Genomic DNA, 19,117 nt, shown 5'->3' with positions numbered 1-19,117 from the left:
TCACCGTATACTGCCGGCCATGTCGCATCCGGTCTTCTCCCATCATTGCAAAAACGGAAACGATGGAGCCGGATCGTTTCCGTTAAGGTGTCCATCTTGTCCACGTTGCCTTAATTCGCCACAATTGCGGGGCCTAGCATCCCGCCGGCTGGCCCCCTAAGTCGGAACGATGCTGACCCCCGATCAGGCGCGCGATCGCGCCGCCGATATCGTCGCCCGTGCCGTCCGTGCCGGAGCCGACGCCGCCGATGCCGTCTTCGCCGCCGACGCCTCGCTCGACCTCTCCGTCCGCCTCGGCGCGCTGGAGGATGTCGGCCGCTCGGAAAGCGAGGAACTCGGCCTGCGCGTCTTCGTCGGCCAACGGTCGGCGAGCGTCTCCACCTCCGATCTGTCGACCGACGCGACCAATGCGCTAGTCGAACGCGCCGTCGCGATGGCACGCGAGGCGCCCGAGGATCGCTGGGCCGGGCTCGCGCCGCAGGACCGGCTGATGCACGGCGCACCGCCGTTGCTCGACCTTGCCGACGGCGACGAGCCGACCCCGGCCGAATTGCGCGAATGGGCGCTGGCGGCGGAGGATGCCGCCCGCGCGGTGCCCGGCGTCACCAATAGCGAGGGCGGCGGCGCCAGCGCGTCGCGCTCGATCTGGGCATTGGCGACCAGCCACGGCTTCGCCGGCGCCTATGCCGCGACCGCCTACAGCTTGTCGGCGAGCGTGCTGGCCGGCGATGCCGCGACCGGCATGGAACGCGATTATGCGCACCACGCCGCCCGCAAGCGCGCGCATCTCGACAGCCCCGACGCGATCGGCCGCCGCGCCGGCGAACGCGCCGTCGCGCGCCGCAACCCGGGCCGCGTCGCGAGCGGGCCGATGCCGGTGGTGTTCGACCCGCGCGTCGGCTCGTCGCTGCTCAGCCATCTCACCGGCGCGATCTCCGGACAGGCGATCGCGCGCAAGACCAGCTTCCTGCTCGACGCGCTCGGCACGCAGGTGTTCGCCAGCGGCGTGTCGATCTGCGACGATCCCCATCGCCCGCACGGGCTGCGCTCGCGGCCGTTCGACGGCGAGGGGCTGCCGGTGTCGCCGGTCGCGATCGTCGAGAACGGCATGCTCGAGACCTGGCTGCTCGACAGCGGCTCGGCGCGGCAATTGGGGTTGGAGCCGACCGGCCATGCCGCGCGCGGCGTCGGCGGCGGCCCCGGCGTGTCGCCGAGCAACCTCTATATGGCCGCCGGCATCGTCCCCGTCGCGACGCTGATCGCCGACATCGCCGATGGCGTCTACGTCACCGAGCTGATCGGGCAGGGCATCAACGGCGTCACCGGCGATTACAGCCGCGGCGCCGCGGGCTTTCGCATCGTCGGCGGGCAGATCGCCGGCCCGGTCGCGGAATTCACCGTCGCCGGCAATCTCAAGGACATGTTCCTTGCGCTCACCCCCGCAAACGATCTCGAATTCCGTCACGGCATCAACGTGCCGACGGTGCGGGTCGACGGCATGACGGTCGCGAGTGGCTGAGGCGATCGCCGACCTGACCGCCGCGGTGGTCGCAGTGACGCGCGAGGCGGCGGCGATGGCGTTCGCCCGCTGGCAGACCGACTTCGCGCGCTGGGAGAAGACGCCGGGCAGCCCGGTGTGCGAGGTCGATCTCGACGTCGACCGGATGCTGCGCGCGCGGCTCGCCGGGCTGCTGCCCGATGCCGGCTGGCTGTCGGAAGAGACGGTCGACAGTCCCGACCGGCTCCGGCGGTCGCGCGTCTGGGTGGTCGATCCGATCGACGGCACCCGCGACTATATTCGCGGCCGGCCGGGCTGGGCGGTGTCAGTGGCGCTGGTCGATGACGGCGAGGTGGTGCTCGGCGTGCTCGACGCCCCGGCGCGCGACGAGCGCTGGCATGCGACGCGGGGGCAGGGGGCGTGGCGCAACGACGTGGCGCTCCACGCCGGCGACCGCAACGTGCTGGCGGGGGCACGCGTGCCGACCGATGCGCTCCCCAAGATCGACCGGCATCTCACCGCGGTCCACAAGCCCAATTCGATCGCCCTGCGGATGGCGATGGTCGCCGCCGACGAGGCCGATCTGCTGACCACGCTGCGCTGGGGCAACGAATGGGACATCGCCGCCGCCGCGCTGATCGCCGCGGAGGCGGGCGCGACGGTCAGCGACGCTCTGGGCGCGCCGCTCCGCTACAACAAGCCCGATCCCACCGCATTCGGCGTGATGGTCGCCGCGCCGGGCATCCATGCCGAGGCCCTGGCCTGGCTGGCGGATCGCGCTCACGCCGCATTCGGCCACTGAGCCGTGCCGTTCCAATTGGTTGATCGGCCAACGGAACATGCAACGCCTGCGTAACGTTTTATTCCGCACGACGGCCCGTTGGCCGCTCGCCTTGGAAGGGAAGCCGTACGATGTTGTGGACGATTGCCGTAATCCTGCTGATCCTCTGGCTGCTGGGCTTCTCGCTCCACATCGCCGGTGGTCTCATCCACATCCTGCTGGTCGTCGCGATCATCGTCGGCCTGATCCAGCTGTTCACCGGCCGCAAGGCACTCTGACCCCCGGCGACGGCCTCCCGGGAGGGGGCCGTCGCCGTCCTAATCAATGCACGAAGCGCGCGACCACGTCGCGATAGCTGCGGCTGACCTTCACGCTGGCGCCCGAGTTGAGCACCAGGAAACATTCGCCATTGGTGTGCGGCTTGACCTGCTTGACGAGGTCGAGGTTGACGATCGTCGACCGGTGCACCCGCTGGAAGCGCCGCGGATCGAGCCGCTTCTCCAGATCCTTCATCGTCTCGCGCAGGATCAGCGTGTTGTCGCCGGTGTAGATGCACATGTAGTCGCCCGCCGCGTCGATCCGCTCGATCGTATCGACGTCGACGCGGAAGATCTGGCCGCGATCCTTGATGTTGATCAGCTTCTCGAAGCGATTGGCGCTGACCGCATCGCCGCCCTCGACCATATCGGCCGCCGCCTCGGGGGCATGCTCCGCGAGCACCTCCTTGAGCTTCTCGACCTCCTCGACGCCGCGCTTCTCGGACAATCGCTGCCGCACCCGCTCGATCGTATCGGCGAGCCGCGCCTCCTCGACCGGCTTCATCAGATAGTCGACCGCCTGCGCCTCGAACGCGCGCAGTGCATGGTCCGAATAAGCGGTGACGAAGACGAACAGCGGCGGCTCGACCTCCATCAGCCCCTGCACCACCGAAAACCCGTCGAAACCCGGCATCTGGATATCGAGGAAGACGAGGTCGGGCTTGTGCGTCTTGATCGCGCGGATCGCCTCGCGGCCGTTGGAGCATTTCTCGATGATCTCGATATCATCATGCGCCTGGAGCCGGAGCTCCAATCCCTGGATCGCGAGCGGTTCGTCGTCCACCAGGATGGTTCTGATCGTCATGCGGCCTCTCTACTCAGATCGTCGAGCTGGAAGGGAATTTCGATCTCCACCGAAAAGCCTCCAGCCGGCGCGGTACGCGTCTCGAAGCGGTGGTCCGGGCCATAGGCCTGGATCAGCCGCTCCCTAATATTGGGGAGACCCACGCCGGTTGAAAGGCTTGGCATCACACGGCCGTCGAGCAAACCCGGTCCGGTGTCGGATACGCCGATCTGCACGCGATCCCCGGCGAGCCGCACGCGAACGCAGATTTCGGCGCCTTCCTCCTGCGTGCTGACCGCATATTTGATCGCATTCTCGACCAGCGGCTGGAGCAGCAGCGACGGCAGCCGCGCGCGTTCGGCCGCCTGATCGATCTCGAACACCGGCCGCAGCCGCTCCTCGAACCGCATCTTCTCGATCTCGAGATAGAGTTTCAGCGTCTCCACTTCCTGCGCCACCGTGACGTGCGCGGTCGGCTCGTTGGCGAGCGTATAGCGCAGGAACGACGACAGCCGGCTCAGCATAGCATTCGCCCGCTCGGTCTGTTTGAGCAGCACCAGGGTCGAGATCGAGTTGAGCGTGTTGAACAGGAAATGCGGGTTGAGCTGGTAGCGCAGCATCGCGAGCTGCGCCGACGACGCCTGATTTTCGAGATGCTGCATCTCGTCGATCTGCTGCTCGACGATCAGGTAGAAATTGATCCCGAAATACAGCGCCGACCACCCCGCCATCACCGTGAAGGCGACATAGAAGGAGACGAGCAGCCGCGGCAGCGTCACGCCGGGCTGGCCGTTCTGGATCAGCGACCAGGTGAAGGCGTCGAGAAAGGCGAAGAACAAGGTCGCCGCGGCGAAGGCAAGGACGGTCAGCAACAGCCCCGGCGCGCGCGCCAATCCGCGGAAATAGCCGTAGAAGGTCGAGAGCAGCAGCGTGACGCAATAACCGACGATCGCCTCGACGATCACCGGGATGATCGCGTCGAGCGACAGATTGGTCAGCGTCGAGGCGCCGCGCAGCAGCAGATAGCCGGTCCAGCCGACCGCCTGCAACGTCCAGAAGGCGCGGCTTTTGTTCTCGAAGAACGGACGCACGTTGAGCGCCGGGCGGGATGGGGCGGGAAGGGTCGCCATGTCGGGGCGTCTCTACACGGGTGATCCCGCCGGTGCAAAAAAGAAGGGCCGCCGCTCCCGAGGGGAGCGGCGGCCCAAGACGTTGCTAGTCGGGATAGCGGATCAAAATGCCGTGTTGATCGACATGATGAAAGCGCGTGGGCTGCCGATCTGAACGAACGGGATGGTGTTATTGACCGAAAGGGTCGAACCGCCCGTGAATCCGCCAACGTAGAATTTGTTGAAGGCGTTGACGACGTTAAGCTGCAGATACGTCTTGTTGTTGCCGCCGATGCCGATCCAATCAAGCGCCAGACGCGCGTCAAAGTCGACGACCGTATAGCCCTTGGCATAAGAATCCCAAGTCTGGACCAAGATGCCGCGCGTGCCGGTGTACGTCGCAGGCACGTCGTTCACCGTGGGGCAAACGGTGTTCACGAGTGCGACCGTGCAGCCGAAGTTGCCGAGATTCTGGTCGTTAACGTAACGGCGGCCGGTGCGTTTGGCCTGTGCGCCGAGTTCGAGGGGGCCCAGCGTCGCCTGAATACGGCCGCCGAACGTGTATACGGGCGCACCGGATTCGCGCTTACCTGCGGTCTGGGCGAGGATGGGCGCACCCGCGACGGTACAGTTATTGGTCGTATTGGCTGCGGTCAGCGTCGTCGGGCAGCGGCCGATCTCGACGTCGTTCTTGATCTCCGACTTCAGGTAGGAGCCGTAGACGTAGAACAGCAGCTCGTTGATCGGACGATAAGAAATGTTGCCGTCGATACCATACTTATCGACGCGTCCGAGGTTGCGGTAGATCGTCTGCTGGGTGTCGATGTCGTAGGAGCTTGCCAGACGATTCTGGAAGCGCGTGTACCAAGGGCCGACCGAAGCCTGGATGCGGCTGCTCGCGAAACGAAGGCCCGCATCGAAATTGTCGGTAATCTCAGGCGTCGGGTTCGCGGCGTTGGTGTTCTGCGGATAATAGAATGCCTGATACAGGTTGTCCGTGCCCGGGACCTGAATGCCCTTCGAGTAATTGCCGAAGATCGAAAAGGCATTGCTGATTTCGTACGTCAGACCGCCCGCCGGTAGGATGCGATCATATTTGTAGACGCGGTTCTGCGGCGCCGCGAAGCCAGTTATCGTCGGGGCGGTTGCGGTGCCACCAACGACATAGGGGTTGGCCGTCGCATACGCCGTGTTCTGTCCCGGAGTGGCCAAACAGTCGACATTGCCGCCCGCCGAGGTCGAGAAGCAATAATTGGTTAGATCGCGCTTGAACCATTTGCCGGTCACCGACGCTTCGACGCGCAGCTTGCTGTCGAAGAAATTACCGATGTATTGCGCGAAGCCCTGGTTCAGGATCGCCTTCGAAAAGCGGTTGCGCTTCTGCACGATGCCGCCGTTGGTGGCTGCGAGACCGTTATTGCTCGGGAAGACGTCGAACGGAATGCCGTTCGCCTGAAGGTAGCCGAGCTCGCCGGTCTGGCGATGGCGGCCATAATCGAGCGTGTAGCCGACACGCAGGCTCTGCGTGTCCGAAAAGTCGTAACGCAGCGATGCGATGACGCCATAGCGGTTGGTCACCGTCTGGCTGGGCGCAAGCAGCGTGATCTGATCGAGCACGTCACCATCGCCGTTCAGGTCACGCCCGAAATAATACTGGCCGCCGATAAAGCCGTATTGCGGCGTGCTGATCGCCGGCAGTGTGGACGTCGCCGCGCGGGTGTAGCCGCTTTCACGTGCCGTGACCGTGCCGCCGCCGTTCGCCTTGGTGTATTGATACGAGGGATCGACAAAGAGCGTCAGCTTGTCGTTTAGCGTGAATCGTGAGTTGACGCGGATGTTGGCCGTGTTCGAAGGGTTGTAGCGCTCGTCGAAGGTGGTGCCGCAGCCGCTGCCGTTATTGGACGCGCCGGGCACGTTGACGATCGCCGGCGTGTCGGCGACACCAGCCTGCGGCTGGTCGATCTGGCAGCGACCCACCGAATACGGCAATTCGTCGCGGCTGTTCGGGAAGCGGCTAAGGTTGCTCGTTCCTGCAACGCGGGTCGCGCCGGTGACGAGAACCGGGGCGGCGGCATTGGCACCGGTGCCGCCCGTCGAGGTGAAGACGTTCGTATCATAGCGCAGCGGTGCCGAGCCGAAGAAGTTGTTGCGATTCTGGTTGTAGTGGCCGGCAACGGAGATGAAGTCCTTGCCGCTGCCGATCGGCTGATAGACCTTCGCGTTATACTGCTGCTTGTTGATCTTGCCGAAATTGTTGAACACGACGTCGTTGGTCGCGCTCGAGCCCGAGAACCATGCCTTGGTGCCGAATGGGGTGAAGACGCCCGTGTTGACCAAGCCGAACACGCGGAAGAAGCTGTAATCGCCGATCGAGCCGACCATCCGGGCGCCGAGATCGTCGGTCGGGATCAGCGTGCGATAGTTCACCGTCGAACCTGATGCCGAGGCGGTCGGCGAGTCCGGGTCGGTCGATCCGAGATTGACATTGACCTGCTCGATGAGCTCGGGATCGAGCTGCTGGTTGGAATAGATCGCGTAGTTACCGGTATCGTTGAGGGGAATACCGTCGAACGTCTGGCTGATGCGGCTGCCGTCGAACCCGCGAATGGTGAGCGTGCCGCCTGCTGAGCCGAAAGGATCGTTGTTCTGGAAGCTGACGCCGGGCAGCTGGTTGATGATGTCGTTCACCGTCTGGCCAGGCGTCTGGTGCGAGATGAAGGTCTGATTGAGAACCTGCTTGTTCTTCGCCGTGTTGGGGATGTCGACGCCGCCGACACCGGTCTCCCGCGCGCCGGTCACGACGATGTCAGTGCCCACGTTGTCTGCTTCGGACGATCCTGTCGACTGAGCGGAGGCTGCGGCTGGAATCATGAGCGCGGCCAAGGCCACGCCGCAAGCGAATGTCGTGCGCATCGAATAAGTCCCCTTTGAGCGTCTGCTCGGAATCGCGGCCGGCTGTTTGCCGTTGCCGCGGCCCTTGGGTGCCTAATATTGCGAGTTTGTGACATTCGCGAGCCTGACGATGGTGCTGCGATGCTTCGATATTTTGCGTTGCAAAAAAGCCACGCCGGTGGCGATCAGATCATGCCGGTCCGGCCACGATTTCAACCCATTGCGCCTCGCTGATCACGGTCACGCCGAGGTCGCTCGCCTTCTTGAGCTTCGACCCCGCATCCGCGCCAGCGACGACCAGATCGGTCTTGGCCGACACCGACCCCGAGACGCGCGCGCCCAGCGCCTCGGCCTGTGCCTTCGCCTCGTCACGCGACAGGGTTTCAAGTTTGCCGGTGAACACCACGGTCTTGCCGCTCACCTGCGACGCACGCGTTTCCCAAACCAATTCGGTCGGGCGCACTTCGCGCAACAGGTCGAAGACGACATCGCGGTTGTGGCGCTCGGCGCAGAATCCGATCAGCGCGCCGGCGACCTCGGGACCGATCCCCGGCGTCTCGATCGCCGCGACGAGCAACCGGTCGCGGCGCAGGACGAACTTGCGTTCGGTCTCGCCGATGACCGGCTCGATCCGATGGTGGAGGAACACCGCGTGGCGCAGCATCGCGCCGAGCGCGCGGATCGAGCGATAGCGGCGGGCGAGGTCGCGGGCGGTGATCTCGCCGACGTGGCGGATGCCGAGCGCGAACAGGAAGCGGTCGAGCGCAATCTCGCGCCGCGCGGCGATCGCCGCGACCAGATTGGCCGCCCAGGTCCGCCCATCCTTCTTGCGCGCGGCGAGCTGGTCCTCGGTGAGACGGAAGATGTCGGCGGGCGACTGGATCAGGCCGTCGGTGAAGAAGGCCTCGATCAGCGTCGCGCCGAGCCCGGTGATGTCGAAGGCGTGGCGCGAGACGAAGTGGATCAGCCGTTCGACCCGCTGCGCCGGGCAGATCAGCCCGCCGGTGCAGCGATAGACGACCTCGCCCTCGTCGCGCTCGACGGTCGATCCGCAATCGGGGCAGCTGCGGGGGAAGGGCCAGGCGGGGCGGTCCGCCTCCGGCGTGAGGTTGCGGACGATCTGCGGGATGACGTCGCCGGCGCGCTGGACGACGACGCGATCGCCCTCGCGCACGCCGAGCCGCTCGATCTCGTCGGCATTGTGCAGCGTCGCATTGGTCACGACGACGCCGCCGACGGTGACCGGCGCGAGTCGCGCGACCGGGGTCAGCGCACCGGTGCGACCGACCTGGATATCGATCCGCTCCAGCGTCGTCTGCGCCTGTTCGGCGGGGAATTTGTGTGCGATCGCCCAGCGCGGCACGCGGCCGACGACGCCGAGCCGCTCCTGCCAGTCGAGCCGGTCGAGCTTGTAGACGACGCCGTCGATGTCGAACGGCAGATCGGCGCGCTGCGCCTCGATCCCCGCATAGGTGCGCAGGACGTCGGCCGCATCGCCCGCGACGGCGATATTGGGGGTCAGCGGCGTGATCAGATCGTCGTCGGCGACGCGAAAGCCCCAGTCGCGGACATGCTGGACCATCGCCGACTGCGTCGTCTCGGGCAATGTGTCGTGATCGCCCCAGCCCCAGGCGAAGAAGCGCAGCGGCCGGGTGGCGGTGACGCGCGCGTCCTTCTGGCGCAGCGAGCCGGCGGCGGCATTGCGCGGGTTGGCGAACTGGCGCGCCTTTTCGGGGTCCTCGGCCTCGTCGAGCAGGCGCCGGTTGAGCGCGGTGAAATCGGCCTTCGCCATATAGACCTCGCCGCGGACCTCGAACACCGCCGGGGCGTCGGCGGGGAGGCGGTGCGGGATGTCGGCGATATGGCGGACGTTGGCGGTGACGTCCTCGCCGATCCGGCCGTCGCCGCGGGTGAGGGCCTGTTCGAGCACGCCGTCGACATAGCGCAGCGAGCACGACAGGCCGTCGATCTTGGGCTCGGCGGTGAGCAGGACCGGCTCGTCGGCGTCGAGCCGCAGGAAGCGCCGGATACGCGCGACGAACTCGACGACGTCCTCCTCGCTGAACGCATTGTCGAGGCTGGTCATCGGCCGGGCATGCGGCGCCTTGGCCAGATGCGCGGCGGGGGCGGCGCCGACCTGCCGGTTCGGCGAATCGGCACGGACGAGCTCCGGGAAGGCCGCTTCGATCGCGGCGTTGCGCCGGACCAGTGCATCATAGGCGGCGTCGGAGATCTCGGGCGCATCCTCGGTGTGATAGCGCTGGTTGTGATGGGCGATCTCGGCCGCGAGTGTTTCGAGCTCGGCGGCGGCATCCGGCGCGGTCTTCGGCAGGTCGGTCATGGCAGCGGGGTAGGGGAGCAAGGGCCGGTCGGGCAAGGCTCGCCGCGACGGGCAGACCCCGTCATCGAATATCTTGCTGTAAAACCGCAATAATCTTCCTCGATCGATGAACTATCGGGGCGTGCGGGAGCTTTTCCTACGAACGCCTTCCGGAGCCCTGCCATGACCGATCAGACCAACCGCCGCGACCTGTTCAAGGGTGCCGCCGTCGTCGGCGCCGCTGCCGTCGCCGGATCGGCGATCGCGCAGACCGGCCCCGCCGCGGCGCCGGCCGACCCGCGGACGAAGTTCACCAACCAGCCTTTCCCCGAACAGAAGCAGAAATGGCCGGCGTTGCAGCGCGAGATGAAGCCGGTGCCCGACTGCGGCGAAGCGAGTTACCGCGGCTCGGGCAAGCTGACCGGGCGCAAGGCGCTCGTCACCGGCGGCGATTCGGGCATCGGCCGCGCCGCGGCGATCGCCTTCGCGCGCGAGGGTGCCGACGTCGCGATCAACTATTTCCCGACCGAGGAACCCGATGCGCAGGACGTCGCACGACTGTTGCGGGCGGAGGGGCGCAAGGTCGTGCTGATCCCCGGCGACCTGACCGACGAAAAATTCTGCCGAGACCTCATCGCCCGCGCCAATCGCGAGCTCGGCGGAATCGACATTCTCGTCAACAATGCCGCCTATCAACAATCGAAGCAATCGATCGCCGAAATCACCGCCGAGCAATTCGACCGGACGATGAAGACCAACGTCTATGCGATGTTCCACCTCAGCAAGGCGGCGATCCCGCTGATGAAGCCGGGTGCGGCGATCATCAACACCGGCTCGGTCAATTCGGTCGCGCCCGAGGAGGAGTTGCTCGATTACGCCTCGACCAAGGGGGCGATCCTGATCTTTACCAAGGCGCTCGCCAAGCAGCTCGGCAAACAGGGTATCCGCGTCAACATGGTGGCACCCGGACCGATCTGGACGCCGTTGCAGGTCGCAGGCGGGCAATTGCCCGGCAAGATGCACGAATTCGGGCAGGACACGCCGATGGGGCGGGCGGGGCAGCCGGCGGAGCTCGCCGGCCTCTACGTGGTGCTGGCGGATAGCGGCAACAGCTTCACGACGGGCAGCGCGTTCGGCGCCAATGGCGGCACGGGCGCGATCTGACCGGGAAGCGCGGGGCCGATTCACCGGCCCCGCGGTCAGGCCGTTTCGAGCAGCCGTTCCGCCTGTGCGCGCGCCTCGTCGGTGACGGTCGCGCCCGACAGCATCCGCGCGATCTCCTCGCGCCGTTCCGCCTCGTCGAGCACGCGGACGCCGGTACGCGTCACTATGCCGTCGTGGCTCTTGGCGATCAGCAGATGCTCGGCGCCACGCGCGGCGACCTGCGGTGAGTGGGTGACGACCAGCAATTGGGTATGTTCGGCGAGCCGCGCCAGCCGCTCGCCGATCGCGCTCGCGACAGCGCCGCCGACGCCGCGGTCGATCTCGTCGAAGATCATCGTCGCCGCGCCGCCTTCCTCCGCCAGCGCGACCTTGAGCGCGAGGATGAAGCGCGACAGCTCGCCCCCCGAGGCGATCTTGGCGAGCGGCGCGAAGGGCGCGCCCGGGTTGGTCGCGATCTCGAACTCGACCCGATCCTTGCCATGCGACGACCAGCCGTCCGGCGCATGCGTGGCCACGACGGTGCGGAAGCGCGCTGCGTCGAGCTTCAACGGCGCCAGCTCGCCGGCCACCGCCGCGTCGAGCCGTTCGGCGGCGGCATGGCGCCGCCGGGACAGGATGTCGGCGGCGGCGTCGTAATCGGCCCGTGCCGCGGCAACGGCGGTCTCCAGCACGGCGATGCCGTCCTCGCCGGCTTCGAGCCGTTCCAGCTTGGTGCGAAGATCCTCGGTCAGCGCCGCGAGTTCGTCGGGTTGGACGCGATGCTTGCGCGACATGCCACGCAGCTCGAACAGGCGTGCCTCGTCCTCCTCCAGCGCGCGCGGGTCGAAGGCGAGGTCGCGTCGCGCCTCGGCCAATTGCTCTTCGGCAACCGTCGCCTCGATCACCGCGCGGTCGATCGCGGCGAGCGCCTCGCCCAGCGCGGCATGATCCTCGGCGATCCGTTCGAGGACGCGTGCCGCCTGGCGGAGCTGCGCGAGGCCGCCGTTCGATCCTTCGAGATAGTCGTCGATCGCGGCAAGCTCGTCGGCGATCTTCTCGGCGCGCTGCATCCCGCGCCGCTTGTCGGCCAGTGCTTCTTCCTCGCCGGGCTCGGCGGCCAGCGTGGTGAGTTCGCCGACCGCATGTTCCAGCCATTCGCGATCCCGCGCCGCGGTCTCGATCTCGGCACGCGCGGCGGCCAGCTTGGTTTCCGCCGCGCGCAGCGTCGTCCAGGCGCGCGCGGTGTCGCCCGGATCGACCCGGCCGAAGGCGTCGAGCAAGGCGCGATGGCCGCGCGGATTGAGCAGGCCACGATCGTCGTGCTGACCGTGGATCTCGACGAGCATCGGCGCCATCTCGCGGAGCAGCGCAGCGCCGGCGGGCTGGTTGTTGACGAAGCCGCGGCTGCCGCCGTCGGCCTTGACGATGCGGCGCACCAGCAACGGCTCTCCCGGCTCGATCTCCACGCCATTGTCGTCGAGCAACGCGGCAAGCGGGCCGTTCGGCGGATCGAAGGTCGCGGTGACGACCGCCTGGGTCGCGCCATGACGGACGAGACCCGTCTCGCCACGGCCGCCGAGCGCCAGCCCCAGGGCATCGAGCAGGATCGACTTGCCCGCCCCGGTCTCGCCGGTGAGCACGTCGAGCCCGTGCCCGAATTCCAGGTCGAGCGCCTCGATCAGCACCACATCGCGAATGGACAGCGCGGTCAGCATCGCGGTCGATATAGCGCGGCGTTACCGGGATGTTGATCCCTAAACGTTCCGGTCCGTCACGAAAGTGTCGGCCGGCGCGCCGCGATCCATCAGCTCGTCGGCGTCTCGGTGCTCGGCACCGGCCCGCCGGTGGTGCCGCCGGTCGTCCCGACCGGGGTGGGCGCACCGGGGGCCTCGGCCTTGGGCGTCGCGGTGCCCGATTCGCCGGGCAGCGTCTGTGCCTTCGCACCAGGCGTGCCGGCCGGGATGATCGGCTGCCCCGCCGGGATCGGCGCAACGGGCTTGACCGGATGCTTCTGCATCAACTCGTAAGCGTGATTGTACCAGTCGCTTCCCGGATAATTGGCGCCGAGCACCGCGGTCGCCTTCTGCGCCTCGTCGGGCAGGCCGACGGCGAGATAGCTCTCGGTCAGCCGCATCAGCGCTTCGGGCGTGTGCGTGGTCGTCTGGAACTTGTCGATCACGGTGCGGAACCGCAGCGTCGCGGCGAGCCACTGGCCGCGCGTTTCGTAGAACCGGCCGACTTCCATCTCCTTGCCGGCAAGGTGATCGTTGACGAGGTCGATCTTCAGCCGGGCGTCGGAAGCATAGCGCGTGTTGGGATAGCGGCGGGTCAGTTCGCCGAGCGCGTCGAGCGCCTGACGGGTGATCTTCTGGTCACGCGTGACGTCGCGGATCTGCTCGTAATAGCTCAGCGCGACGAGGTAATAGGCATAAGGGGCATCGCGGTTGCCGGGATGGACCGACAGGAAGCGCTGTGCCGACTGGATGCTCTGCGTGTAATCCTTGTTCAGATAATAACTGAACGCGCTCATCAGCTGCGCGCGGCGCGCCCAGATCGAATAGGGATGCTGGCGCTCGACCTCGTCGAACAGCACCGCCGCTTCCTTGTAGCGCCCTTGATCGAGCCGCTTGCGCGCGGTCGAATAGAGCGTGCCGACGTCGCGCGCGACATAGGGCAGGTCGGACTTCGCACGATTGCGGGCGCAGCCCGCGACGGGAAGCGCGAGGACGGCGATCAGCGCTGCGGCAAGCGCCTTGGACTGGGGGATACGCATCGGCTAAGGCTCTTAGCGTAAGGCCGCCCGTGCGAACAATCCCCCCTGTCGCACGTTGGCGCCGAGTTGATACGATCACGAAAGGACCCGCATGCCTGCTACCCTGCTCCACACCCATCGCGTCGAAAAGCCATGGGGCCGGCATGATCTGGGCTTCGGGTTCGAGGATGCGCCCGCCGACGGCGAGCCGATCGGCGAAATCTGGTTCCAGGAGCCGGGTGACACGTCCCCCGACCTGCTCATCAAATATCTGTTCACCGGCCAGAAACTGTCGGTGCAGGTCCATCCCGACGACGAGCAGGCGCATGCCCGTGGCCTGCCGCGCGGCAAAGACGAATGCTGGACGATCCTGGCGGCGCGTCCCGATTCGACGATCGCGCTCGGCCCCAAGGCGCCGATCTCTGCCGAGCAGCTGCGCACCGACGCGCAGGACGGTTCGATCGAGGACGATCTCGACTGGGTGCCGGTCAAGGCGGGCGATTTCTATTATGCGCCATCAGGCACGATCCACGCGATCGGCGGCGGGCTGACGCTGATCGAGGTGCAGCAGAATAGCGAGACCACTTATCGCCTGTACGATTATGGCAGCGACCGCGAATTGCACCTCGATGACGGCGTCGCGGTGGCGCATTTGACCCCCTATCAGCCGATCACCTCGCCGGGCGCGGCCGGGGAGGGGCGGACGATCCTCGTCGAGGGGCCGAAATTCGTCCTCGAACGCTGGTCCGCCGGCAGCCATGACGTCGCCCTGGCCGAAGGGCAGACGGGCTGGCTGGTGCCGATCAGCGGCTCGGGCGAGGTCGCCGGTACCGCCTTCAAGGCGGGCGAATGCCTCACCGTCAGCGGCAGCGAGACGATCACCACCAGCGCCGGCGCCGACCTGCTGTTCGCCTATCCGGGCACCCGGCGCATCTGAACGGACGGGTCGGGAGAAAGCTTTAACTTCGAGTGGTTAGTACGCGGGTCATGCTCCGCGTACTGACGCTCTCGACCTTGTTTCCGGACGCTACCCGACCGAACTTCGGGATATTCGTCGAACGGCAGACGCGTGGCCTCGCCACTGCCGAGGATGTCGAGGTTCGCGTCGTCGCGCCGATCGGCCTGCCGCCCGGTCCGCTGGCGCTGATCCATCATGCCGACAAGCTGACGCTGCCCTTGCACGAGATATGGCACGGGTTGCCCGTCCATCGGCCGCGTTTCACCTCGATCCCCGGCGTCGGCGGGCGTTGGCACGCACACCATCTGGTCCGCGCGCTCGTGCCGCTGCTCGACGACATCCGCACCGACTTCGCCTTTGATGTCATCGACGCCTCCTTCTTCTTTCCGGACGGCCCGGCCGCGGTGGCATTGGGCGAGCGCTATGGCGTGCCGGTGTCGATCAAGGCGCGCGGCGCCGATATCCACCATTGGGGCACCAGCGGCCCGACCGCCGCGCAGGTCATCGCCGCCTCGCACGGCGCCGACGGCCTGCTCGCGGTCAGCGCCGCCATGCGGACGGACATGGCGGCGCTCGGCATGCCGGAGGAGCGTATCCGCGTTCATCTCACCGGTGTGGATCTGGCACGGTTCCGGCCGGTCGCGGACCGCCCGGCCGCGAGGACGGCGCTGGGGCTGACGGGGCCGCTGGTGCTGTCACTCGGCGCGCTGATTTCACGCAAGGGCCACGATCTGGTGCTCCGGGCCGTGGCGGCCTTGCCGGGAGTCGCATTGGCGATTGCAGGCGATGGACCGGAGCGCGCGCGGCTGCTGGCTCTGGCCGACGAATTGGGATGTGCGGATCGCCTGCACCTGCTCGGTGCGGTGCCGCACGGCGAACTTCCGGCGATCTGTGCGGCGGCGGACGTCATGGCGCTGGCCTCCACGTCCGAGGGGCTGGCCAACGCATGGCTGGAGGCGCTCGCCTGCGGGACGCCGATCGTCATCTCCGATGCGGGTGGTGCACGCGAGGTCGTCGCCTCACGCGCCGCCGGGCGCATCGCGCACCGCGATCCGGCATCGTTCGCCGTGGCGATTGCCGACCTGCTCGCGGCGCCGCCGGAGCCGGAGGCGGTGCGCGCCACCGCGTCGGCCTTCACCTGGGAGGCGAATACCGCCGCCTTGGTCGATCATCTACGCGGGCTCGTTCGCCACGGCCGGCGCAGGACGATCCGGACGCGTCAGGCGTCGAGCGGGTAGAGCGCCGCACCGATCACGCGCCCCTCGCCACGCAGCACGCCCCAGGCGCGCGCGGCGGCACGGCTATCCATCGCCTCGACGCCGATCCCGCGATCCTCGAGCGCGCTGACCAGCGCGACCGGCGGCCGCACCAACGTCGCCCCGGTGCCGATCAGGATGAACTCCGGATCGGCGTCGATCAGCAACTGCAACGCATCCTCGCCGAGCACCGAAAGCGCCGGCGGGGTCCATTCGACCGACGTCTCATGCGTCATCAACAGAGCGCGTGCCACATGCTCATCATCGACGCGAAACCCACTGCCGACGAAGCCGCGGACGATCGGGCCGCCGGTCTGCGCGTCTGCCTGCATCCGCATCGCCTCAGCCCTCGCGCGGGCCGACGCGCTCCGCATTGTCGGCGACGCCGCGGGTCGGCTTGTCGGCGCCGGTCGGCTCGGCGCGCAGACCCAGCGTAATGAGCAGCGACGACGACACGTAGATCGACGAATAGGTGCCGACGACGATGCCGAGGATCATTGCGGCAGTGAAGCCGCGCAGCACGTGGCCGCCGAGCAGCAGCATTGCGACGAGTGCGAGGAGGATCGTCACCGAGGTCATCACGGTGCGCGGCAGCGTTTCGTTGACCGACAGGTTGATGATCTCGCGCATGTCCATCTTGCGATAGCGGCGCATGTTCTCGCGGATGCGATCGTCGATGACGATCTTGTCGTTGATCGAATAGCCGATGATGGTCAGCACCGCGGCGATGATGTTGAGGTCGAACTCGAACCGTGACAAGGCGAAGAAGCCGACCGTCATCAGCAGATCGTGGACGATCGCGACGATGGTGGAGACGCCGAACTGCCATTCGAAGCGCAGGATCGCGAACAGGCCGATGCCGAGCACCGCCAGCACGACGGCGAGCACGCCGTTGCGGATTAGTTCGCCGGACACCTTGCCGGACACGGTCGAATAACGGCTGAACGTCGCCCCGGGGAAGGCGCGTGCCAGTGCGGTTTCCACCTTCTTCACAACGGCGTTGGTCGCACCTTCGTCCGCACCTTCCTGCACCGGCAGGCGGATGATCAGCGTCTGCGGACCGCCCTGCTGCTGCAACGCGGCTTCGCCGACGCCGAGGCCGTCGATCACCGAACGCACCTTGTTCTGATCGGGCGGGCTGGCGAACTTCTCCTCGATCATCAGGCCGCCGACGAAGTCGACGCCGAAGTTGAGGCCTTTGTAGACGGTCAGCCCGACCGCGATCACGCTCAACAGCAGCGTCAGCCCGAAGGCAAGGCCGCGCAGCCGGACGAAGTCGATGTTGGTGTTGTCGGGTACGATTTTCAGGAGGCGCATGTCTTGGCCTTTCGCCTCAGATGTTGATCGTCTTGGGCTTCTCGCGCCGGATCCACTGCGCGACGAGCATGCGCGTGAAGGTGACGGCGGTGAAGACCGAGGTGGCGATGCCGATCAGCAGCACGACCGCGAAGCCCTTGACCGGACCGGAGCCCAGCGCGAACATGATGATGCCCGAGATGGCATGCGTCATATTGGCCTCGAAGATCGTCCGGCTGGCTTCCTTGTAGCCGAGTTCGACCGCCTGGACGACCGAGCGTCCACGCCGGCGTTCCTCGCGGATACGTTCGTTGATGAGCACGTTGGCGTCTACCGCCGTGCCGATCGTCAAGACGAAGCCGGCGATGCCCGGCAGCGTCAGCGTGCCGTTGAGCAGCGCCAGCACGCCGAGGATGACGAACACGTTGATGACGACGGCGATGTTCGCATAGAGGCCGAACCGCCCATAGGTCAGGAACATGAAGGCGACGACCAGCGCGACCGCGACCGAGCAGGCGAGAATGCCGGCCCGCACCGAATCCGCGCCCAGGTCGGGTCCGACGGTCGATTCCTCGATGACCTTGAGATTGATCGCCAGCTTGCCCGAACGCAGCGCGATCGCGAGCTGGTTGGCACTGTCGACGGTGAACCCGCCGTTGATGACCGCCGAGCCGCCGAGGATCGCAGTCTCGATGTTCGGCGCGGTGACGACCTGATTGTCGACGATGATCGCGAACGGTTTGCCGACATTGGCCTGCGTCACGCGCGCGAACCGGTTGCCGCCCGCCGCGTTGAACGTGATCTGGACGTTGGGCTGATTGGTCTGCTGATCGAACGCCTGGCGTGCGTCGGCGAGCTGGTCGCCCGAGATCATCACCGAGCGTTTGACGGCGATGAAGGGCACGCCCGACGGGTTCTTCGGATAGGGCAGGATCTGGCTGCCGATCGGGGCGATGCCCTTAACGAGATCCGCCGGGTTGGTGACCGTCTGATCGACCAGCTTGAATTCGAGCTTGGCGGTCTTGCCGAGCAGATCCTTCAGCGCCTGCGGATTTTGCAGGCCCGGCACCTGGACGAGGATGCGGTTGTCGCCCTGGCGGACGATGGTCGGTTCGCGCGTGCCGAGCGCGTCGATGCGCTTGCGGACGACGTCGGTGGCGTCTTCCATCGCCGTCTTGATCGCCTGCTGCAGGCCGGCCTGCGTCGGCGAGAGCACGAACCGGCTCGAATCGACGACCTGGATGTCCCATTCGCGCTGGCCGGTCATCCCCGCGCCGCCACCGGTGATGCCGAGCAGCCGCTCGCGCGCGGCATCGACCTGGCTGGGGTCGCGCAGCATGAAGCTGATCTGGTTGTTGCGCGTCGAGACGTCGCCGATGTCGATCCGCGGCGTGCCGTTGCGCATCGTGCCCTGGATCTGTTCGCGCATCGCCTCGATCCGCGTGTTCGCGAGATCCTGCGTATCCGCCTCGAGCATCAGATAGCTGCCGCCCGCAAGGTCGAGGCCCTTGTTGATGCGCGGGTGGAACGGCCAGCTGTTGGTGACGGACTCGGGCAGGAAGCTGGGGATCGACAGCGCGCAGAGCAGCGCGAGCACCGCCCAGATCGACGCTACCTTCCAGCGCGGAAAGTCGAGCATCAGTCGTTCGCCGGCTTCGTATTGAGGCCGGTCACCTCGGCGAGCGTCGCCTTGACGACCCGGATGCGGGTATTCGGGGCGATCTCGACCTCGACGAACGCATCCTCGACCTTGGTGACCTTGCCCATCACGCCGCCGGCGGTGACGACGCTGTCGCCCTTCTTCACCGCGGCCACGGCCTGCTGCAGCGCCTTCATGCGGGTCTGCTGCGGGCGAATCATCAGGAAGTAAAAGACGATGAAGATGAGAAGCAGCGGCGCGAAGCTGATGAGCGAGGCGTACCCGCCGGCATCAGCGGCACTGCCGGCGGTCTGGGCATAAGCTGGAGAGATCAACATCGTATCCGTGCATGGTTGATCGGCGGGGGAAATC

The 19,117-nt window shown here is 66.7% G+C and carries 16 protein-coding genes; 6 read left to right on the top strand and 10 right to left on the bottom strand.

The genetic code is table 11. The features are described 5' to 3' along the window. Positions 1–169 precede the first annotated feature (169 nt). The 3 genes from FFS23_RS02655 to FFS23_RS02645 all read left to right on the top strand — a co-directional run bounded on the left by FFS23_RS02655 (position 170) and on the right by FFS23_RS02645 (position 2,557). The gene (locus FFS23_RS02655; protein ID WP_137897337.1) at positions 170–1,519 is read left to right on the top strand and encodes a TldD/PmbA family protein; all 1,350 of its coding nucleotides are present in this window, start codon (positions 170–172) and stop codon (positions 1,517–1,519) included. After that, a complete protein-coding gene (locus FFS23_RS02650; RefSeq protein WP_038659446.1) occupies positions 1,512–2,300 on the top strand; it encodes a 3'(2'),5'-bisphosphate nucleotidase CysQ in 789 nt (262 codons plus the stop codon). The genes FFS23_RS02655 and FFS23_RS02650 overlap by 8 nt, the downstream gene beginning before the upstream one ends. Before the next feature lie 110 nt (positions 2,301–2,410). Further along, positions 2,411–2,557: a lmo0937 family membrane protein gene (locus FFS23_RS02645; protein WP_137897336.1), complete on the top strand. Its 147-nt coding sequence runs from the start codon at positions 2,411–2,413 to the stop codon at positions 2,555–2,557. Between the two features lie 43 nt (positions 2,558–2,600). Here the strand turns inward: FFS23_RS02645 and FFS23_RS02640 are convergent, their stop codons facing one another. From FFS23_RS02640 to ligA, 4 genes are all read right to left on the bottom strand, one after another. Next, a complete protein-coding gene (locus FFS23_RS02640) occupies positions 2,601–3,401 on the bottom strand; it encodes a LytR/AlgR family response regulator transcription factor (RefSeq protein ID WP_038659443.1) in 801 nt (266 codons plus the stop codon). Continuing rightward, positions 3,398–4,510: a sensor histidine kinase gene (locus FFS23_RS02635; RefSeq protein ID WP_038659440.1), complete on the bottom strand. Its 1,113-nt coding sequence runs from the start codon at positions 4,508–4,510 to the stop codon at positions 3,398–3,400. The genes FFS23_RS02640 and FFS23_RS02635 overlap by 4 nt, the downstream gene beginning before the upstream one ends. 102 nt (positions 4,511–4,612) lie before the next feature. Then, entirely contained in the window at positions 4,613–7,402 is a 2,790-nt protein-coding gene (locus FFS23_RS02630; protein ID WP_137897335.1) for a TonB-dependent receptor, read from the bottom strand. Between the two features lie 169 nt (positions 7,403–7,571). Further along, a complete protein-coding gene (gene ligA, locus FFS23_RS02625; protein ID WP_137897334.1) occupies positions 7,572–9,722 on the bottom strand; it encodes an NAD-dependent DNA ligase LigA in 2,151 nt (716 codons plus the stop codon). 162 nt (positions 9,723–9,884) lie between these two features. Here ligA and FFS23_RS02620 point away from each other — a divergent pair, with 162 nt between their 5' ends. Then, entirely contained in the window at positions 9,885–10,865 is a 981-nt protein-coding gene (locus FFS23_RS02620; protein WP_137897333.1) for an SDR family oxidoreductase, read from the top strand. Between the two features lie 35 nt (positions 10,866–10,900). Here FFS23_RS02620 and recN read toward each other — a convergent pair whose 3' ends face one another. Continuing rightward, positions 10,901–12,559: a DNA repair protein RecN gene (recN, locus tag FFS23_RS02615; RefSeq protein ID WP_137897332.1), complete on the bottom strand. Its 1,659-nt coding sequence runs from the start codon at positions 12,557–12,559 to the stop codon at positions 10,901–10,903. An 89-nt stretch (positions 12,560–12,648) separates the two neighbouring features. Beyond that, positions 12,649–13,617: an outer membrane protein assembly factor BamD gene (locus FFS23_RS02610; protein ID WP_038659425.1), complete on the bottom strand. Its 969-nt coding sequence runs from the start codon at positions 13,615–13,617 to the stop codon at positions 12,649–12,651. A gap of 91 nt (positions 13,618–13,708) precedes the next feature. Here FFS23_RS02610 and FFS23_RS02605 point away from each other — a divergent pair, with 91 nt between their 5' ends. Next, positions 13,709–14,533, top strand: coding sequence for a pirin family protein (locus FFS23_RS02605; protein WP_137897331.1), 825 nt, complete (start codon positions 13,709–13,711; stop codon positions 14,531–14,533). Positions 14,534–14,583: 50 nt separating this feature from the next. Continuing rightward, positions 14,584–15,792 (top strand): glycosyltransferase, encoded by a 1,209-nt coding sequence (locus FFS23_RS02600; protein WP_038659419.1) that lies wholly within the window; start codon positions 14,584–14,586, stop codon positions 15,790–15,792. Here FFS23_RS02600 and FFS23_RS02595 read toward each other — a convergent pair. The 4 genes from FFS23_RS02595 to yajC are packed head-to-tail and all read right to left on the bottom strand — an operon-like array spanning position 15,774 to position 19,083. After that, positions 15,774–16,142 (bottom strand): Mth938-like domain-containing protein, encoded by a 369-nt coding sequence (locus tag FFS23_RS02595; RefSeq protein WP_137897368.1) that lies wholly within the window; start codon positions 16,140–16,142, stop codon positions 15,774–15,776. The two genes, FFS23_RS02600 and FFS23_RS02595, sit on opposite strands and share 19 nt — an antisense overlap. 10 nt (positions 16,143–16,152) lie before the next feature. Beyond that, the gene (gene secF, locus FFS23_RS02590; RefSeq protein WP_137897330.1) at positions 16,153–17,127 is read right to left on the bottom strand and encodes a protein translocase subunit SecF; all 975 of its coding nucleotides are present in this window, start codon (positions 17,125–17,127) and stop codon (positions 16,153–16,155) included. A gap of 16 nt (positions 17,128–17,143) precedes the next feature. Beyond that, positions 17,144–18,745, bottom strand: a complete 1,602-nt coding sequence (gene secD, locus FFS23_RS02585) for a protein translocase subunit SecD (RefSeq protein ID WP_038659411.1) — start codon at positions 18,743–18,745, stop codon at positions 17,144–17,146. After that, positions 18,745–19,083: a preprotein translocase subunit YajC gene (gene yajC, locus FFS23_RS02580; RefSeq protein ID WP_038659408.1), complete on the bottom strand. Its 339-nt coding sequence runs from the start codon at positions 19,081–19,083 to the stop codon at positions 18,745–18,747. The genes secD and yajC overlap by 1 nt, the downstream gene beginning before the upstream one ends. Positions 19,084–19,117 lie beyond the last annotated feature (34 nt).

Source organism: Sphingomonas sp. 2SG (genome assembly GCF_005503285.1).
GTDB classification, from domain to species: Bacteria; Pseudomonadota; Alphaproteobacteria; order Sphingomonadales; family Sphingomonadaceae; genus Sphingomonas; species Sphingomonas taxi.
This window is presented reverse-complemented; position numbering and strand designations above follow the sequence as displayed.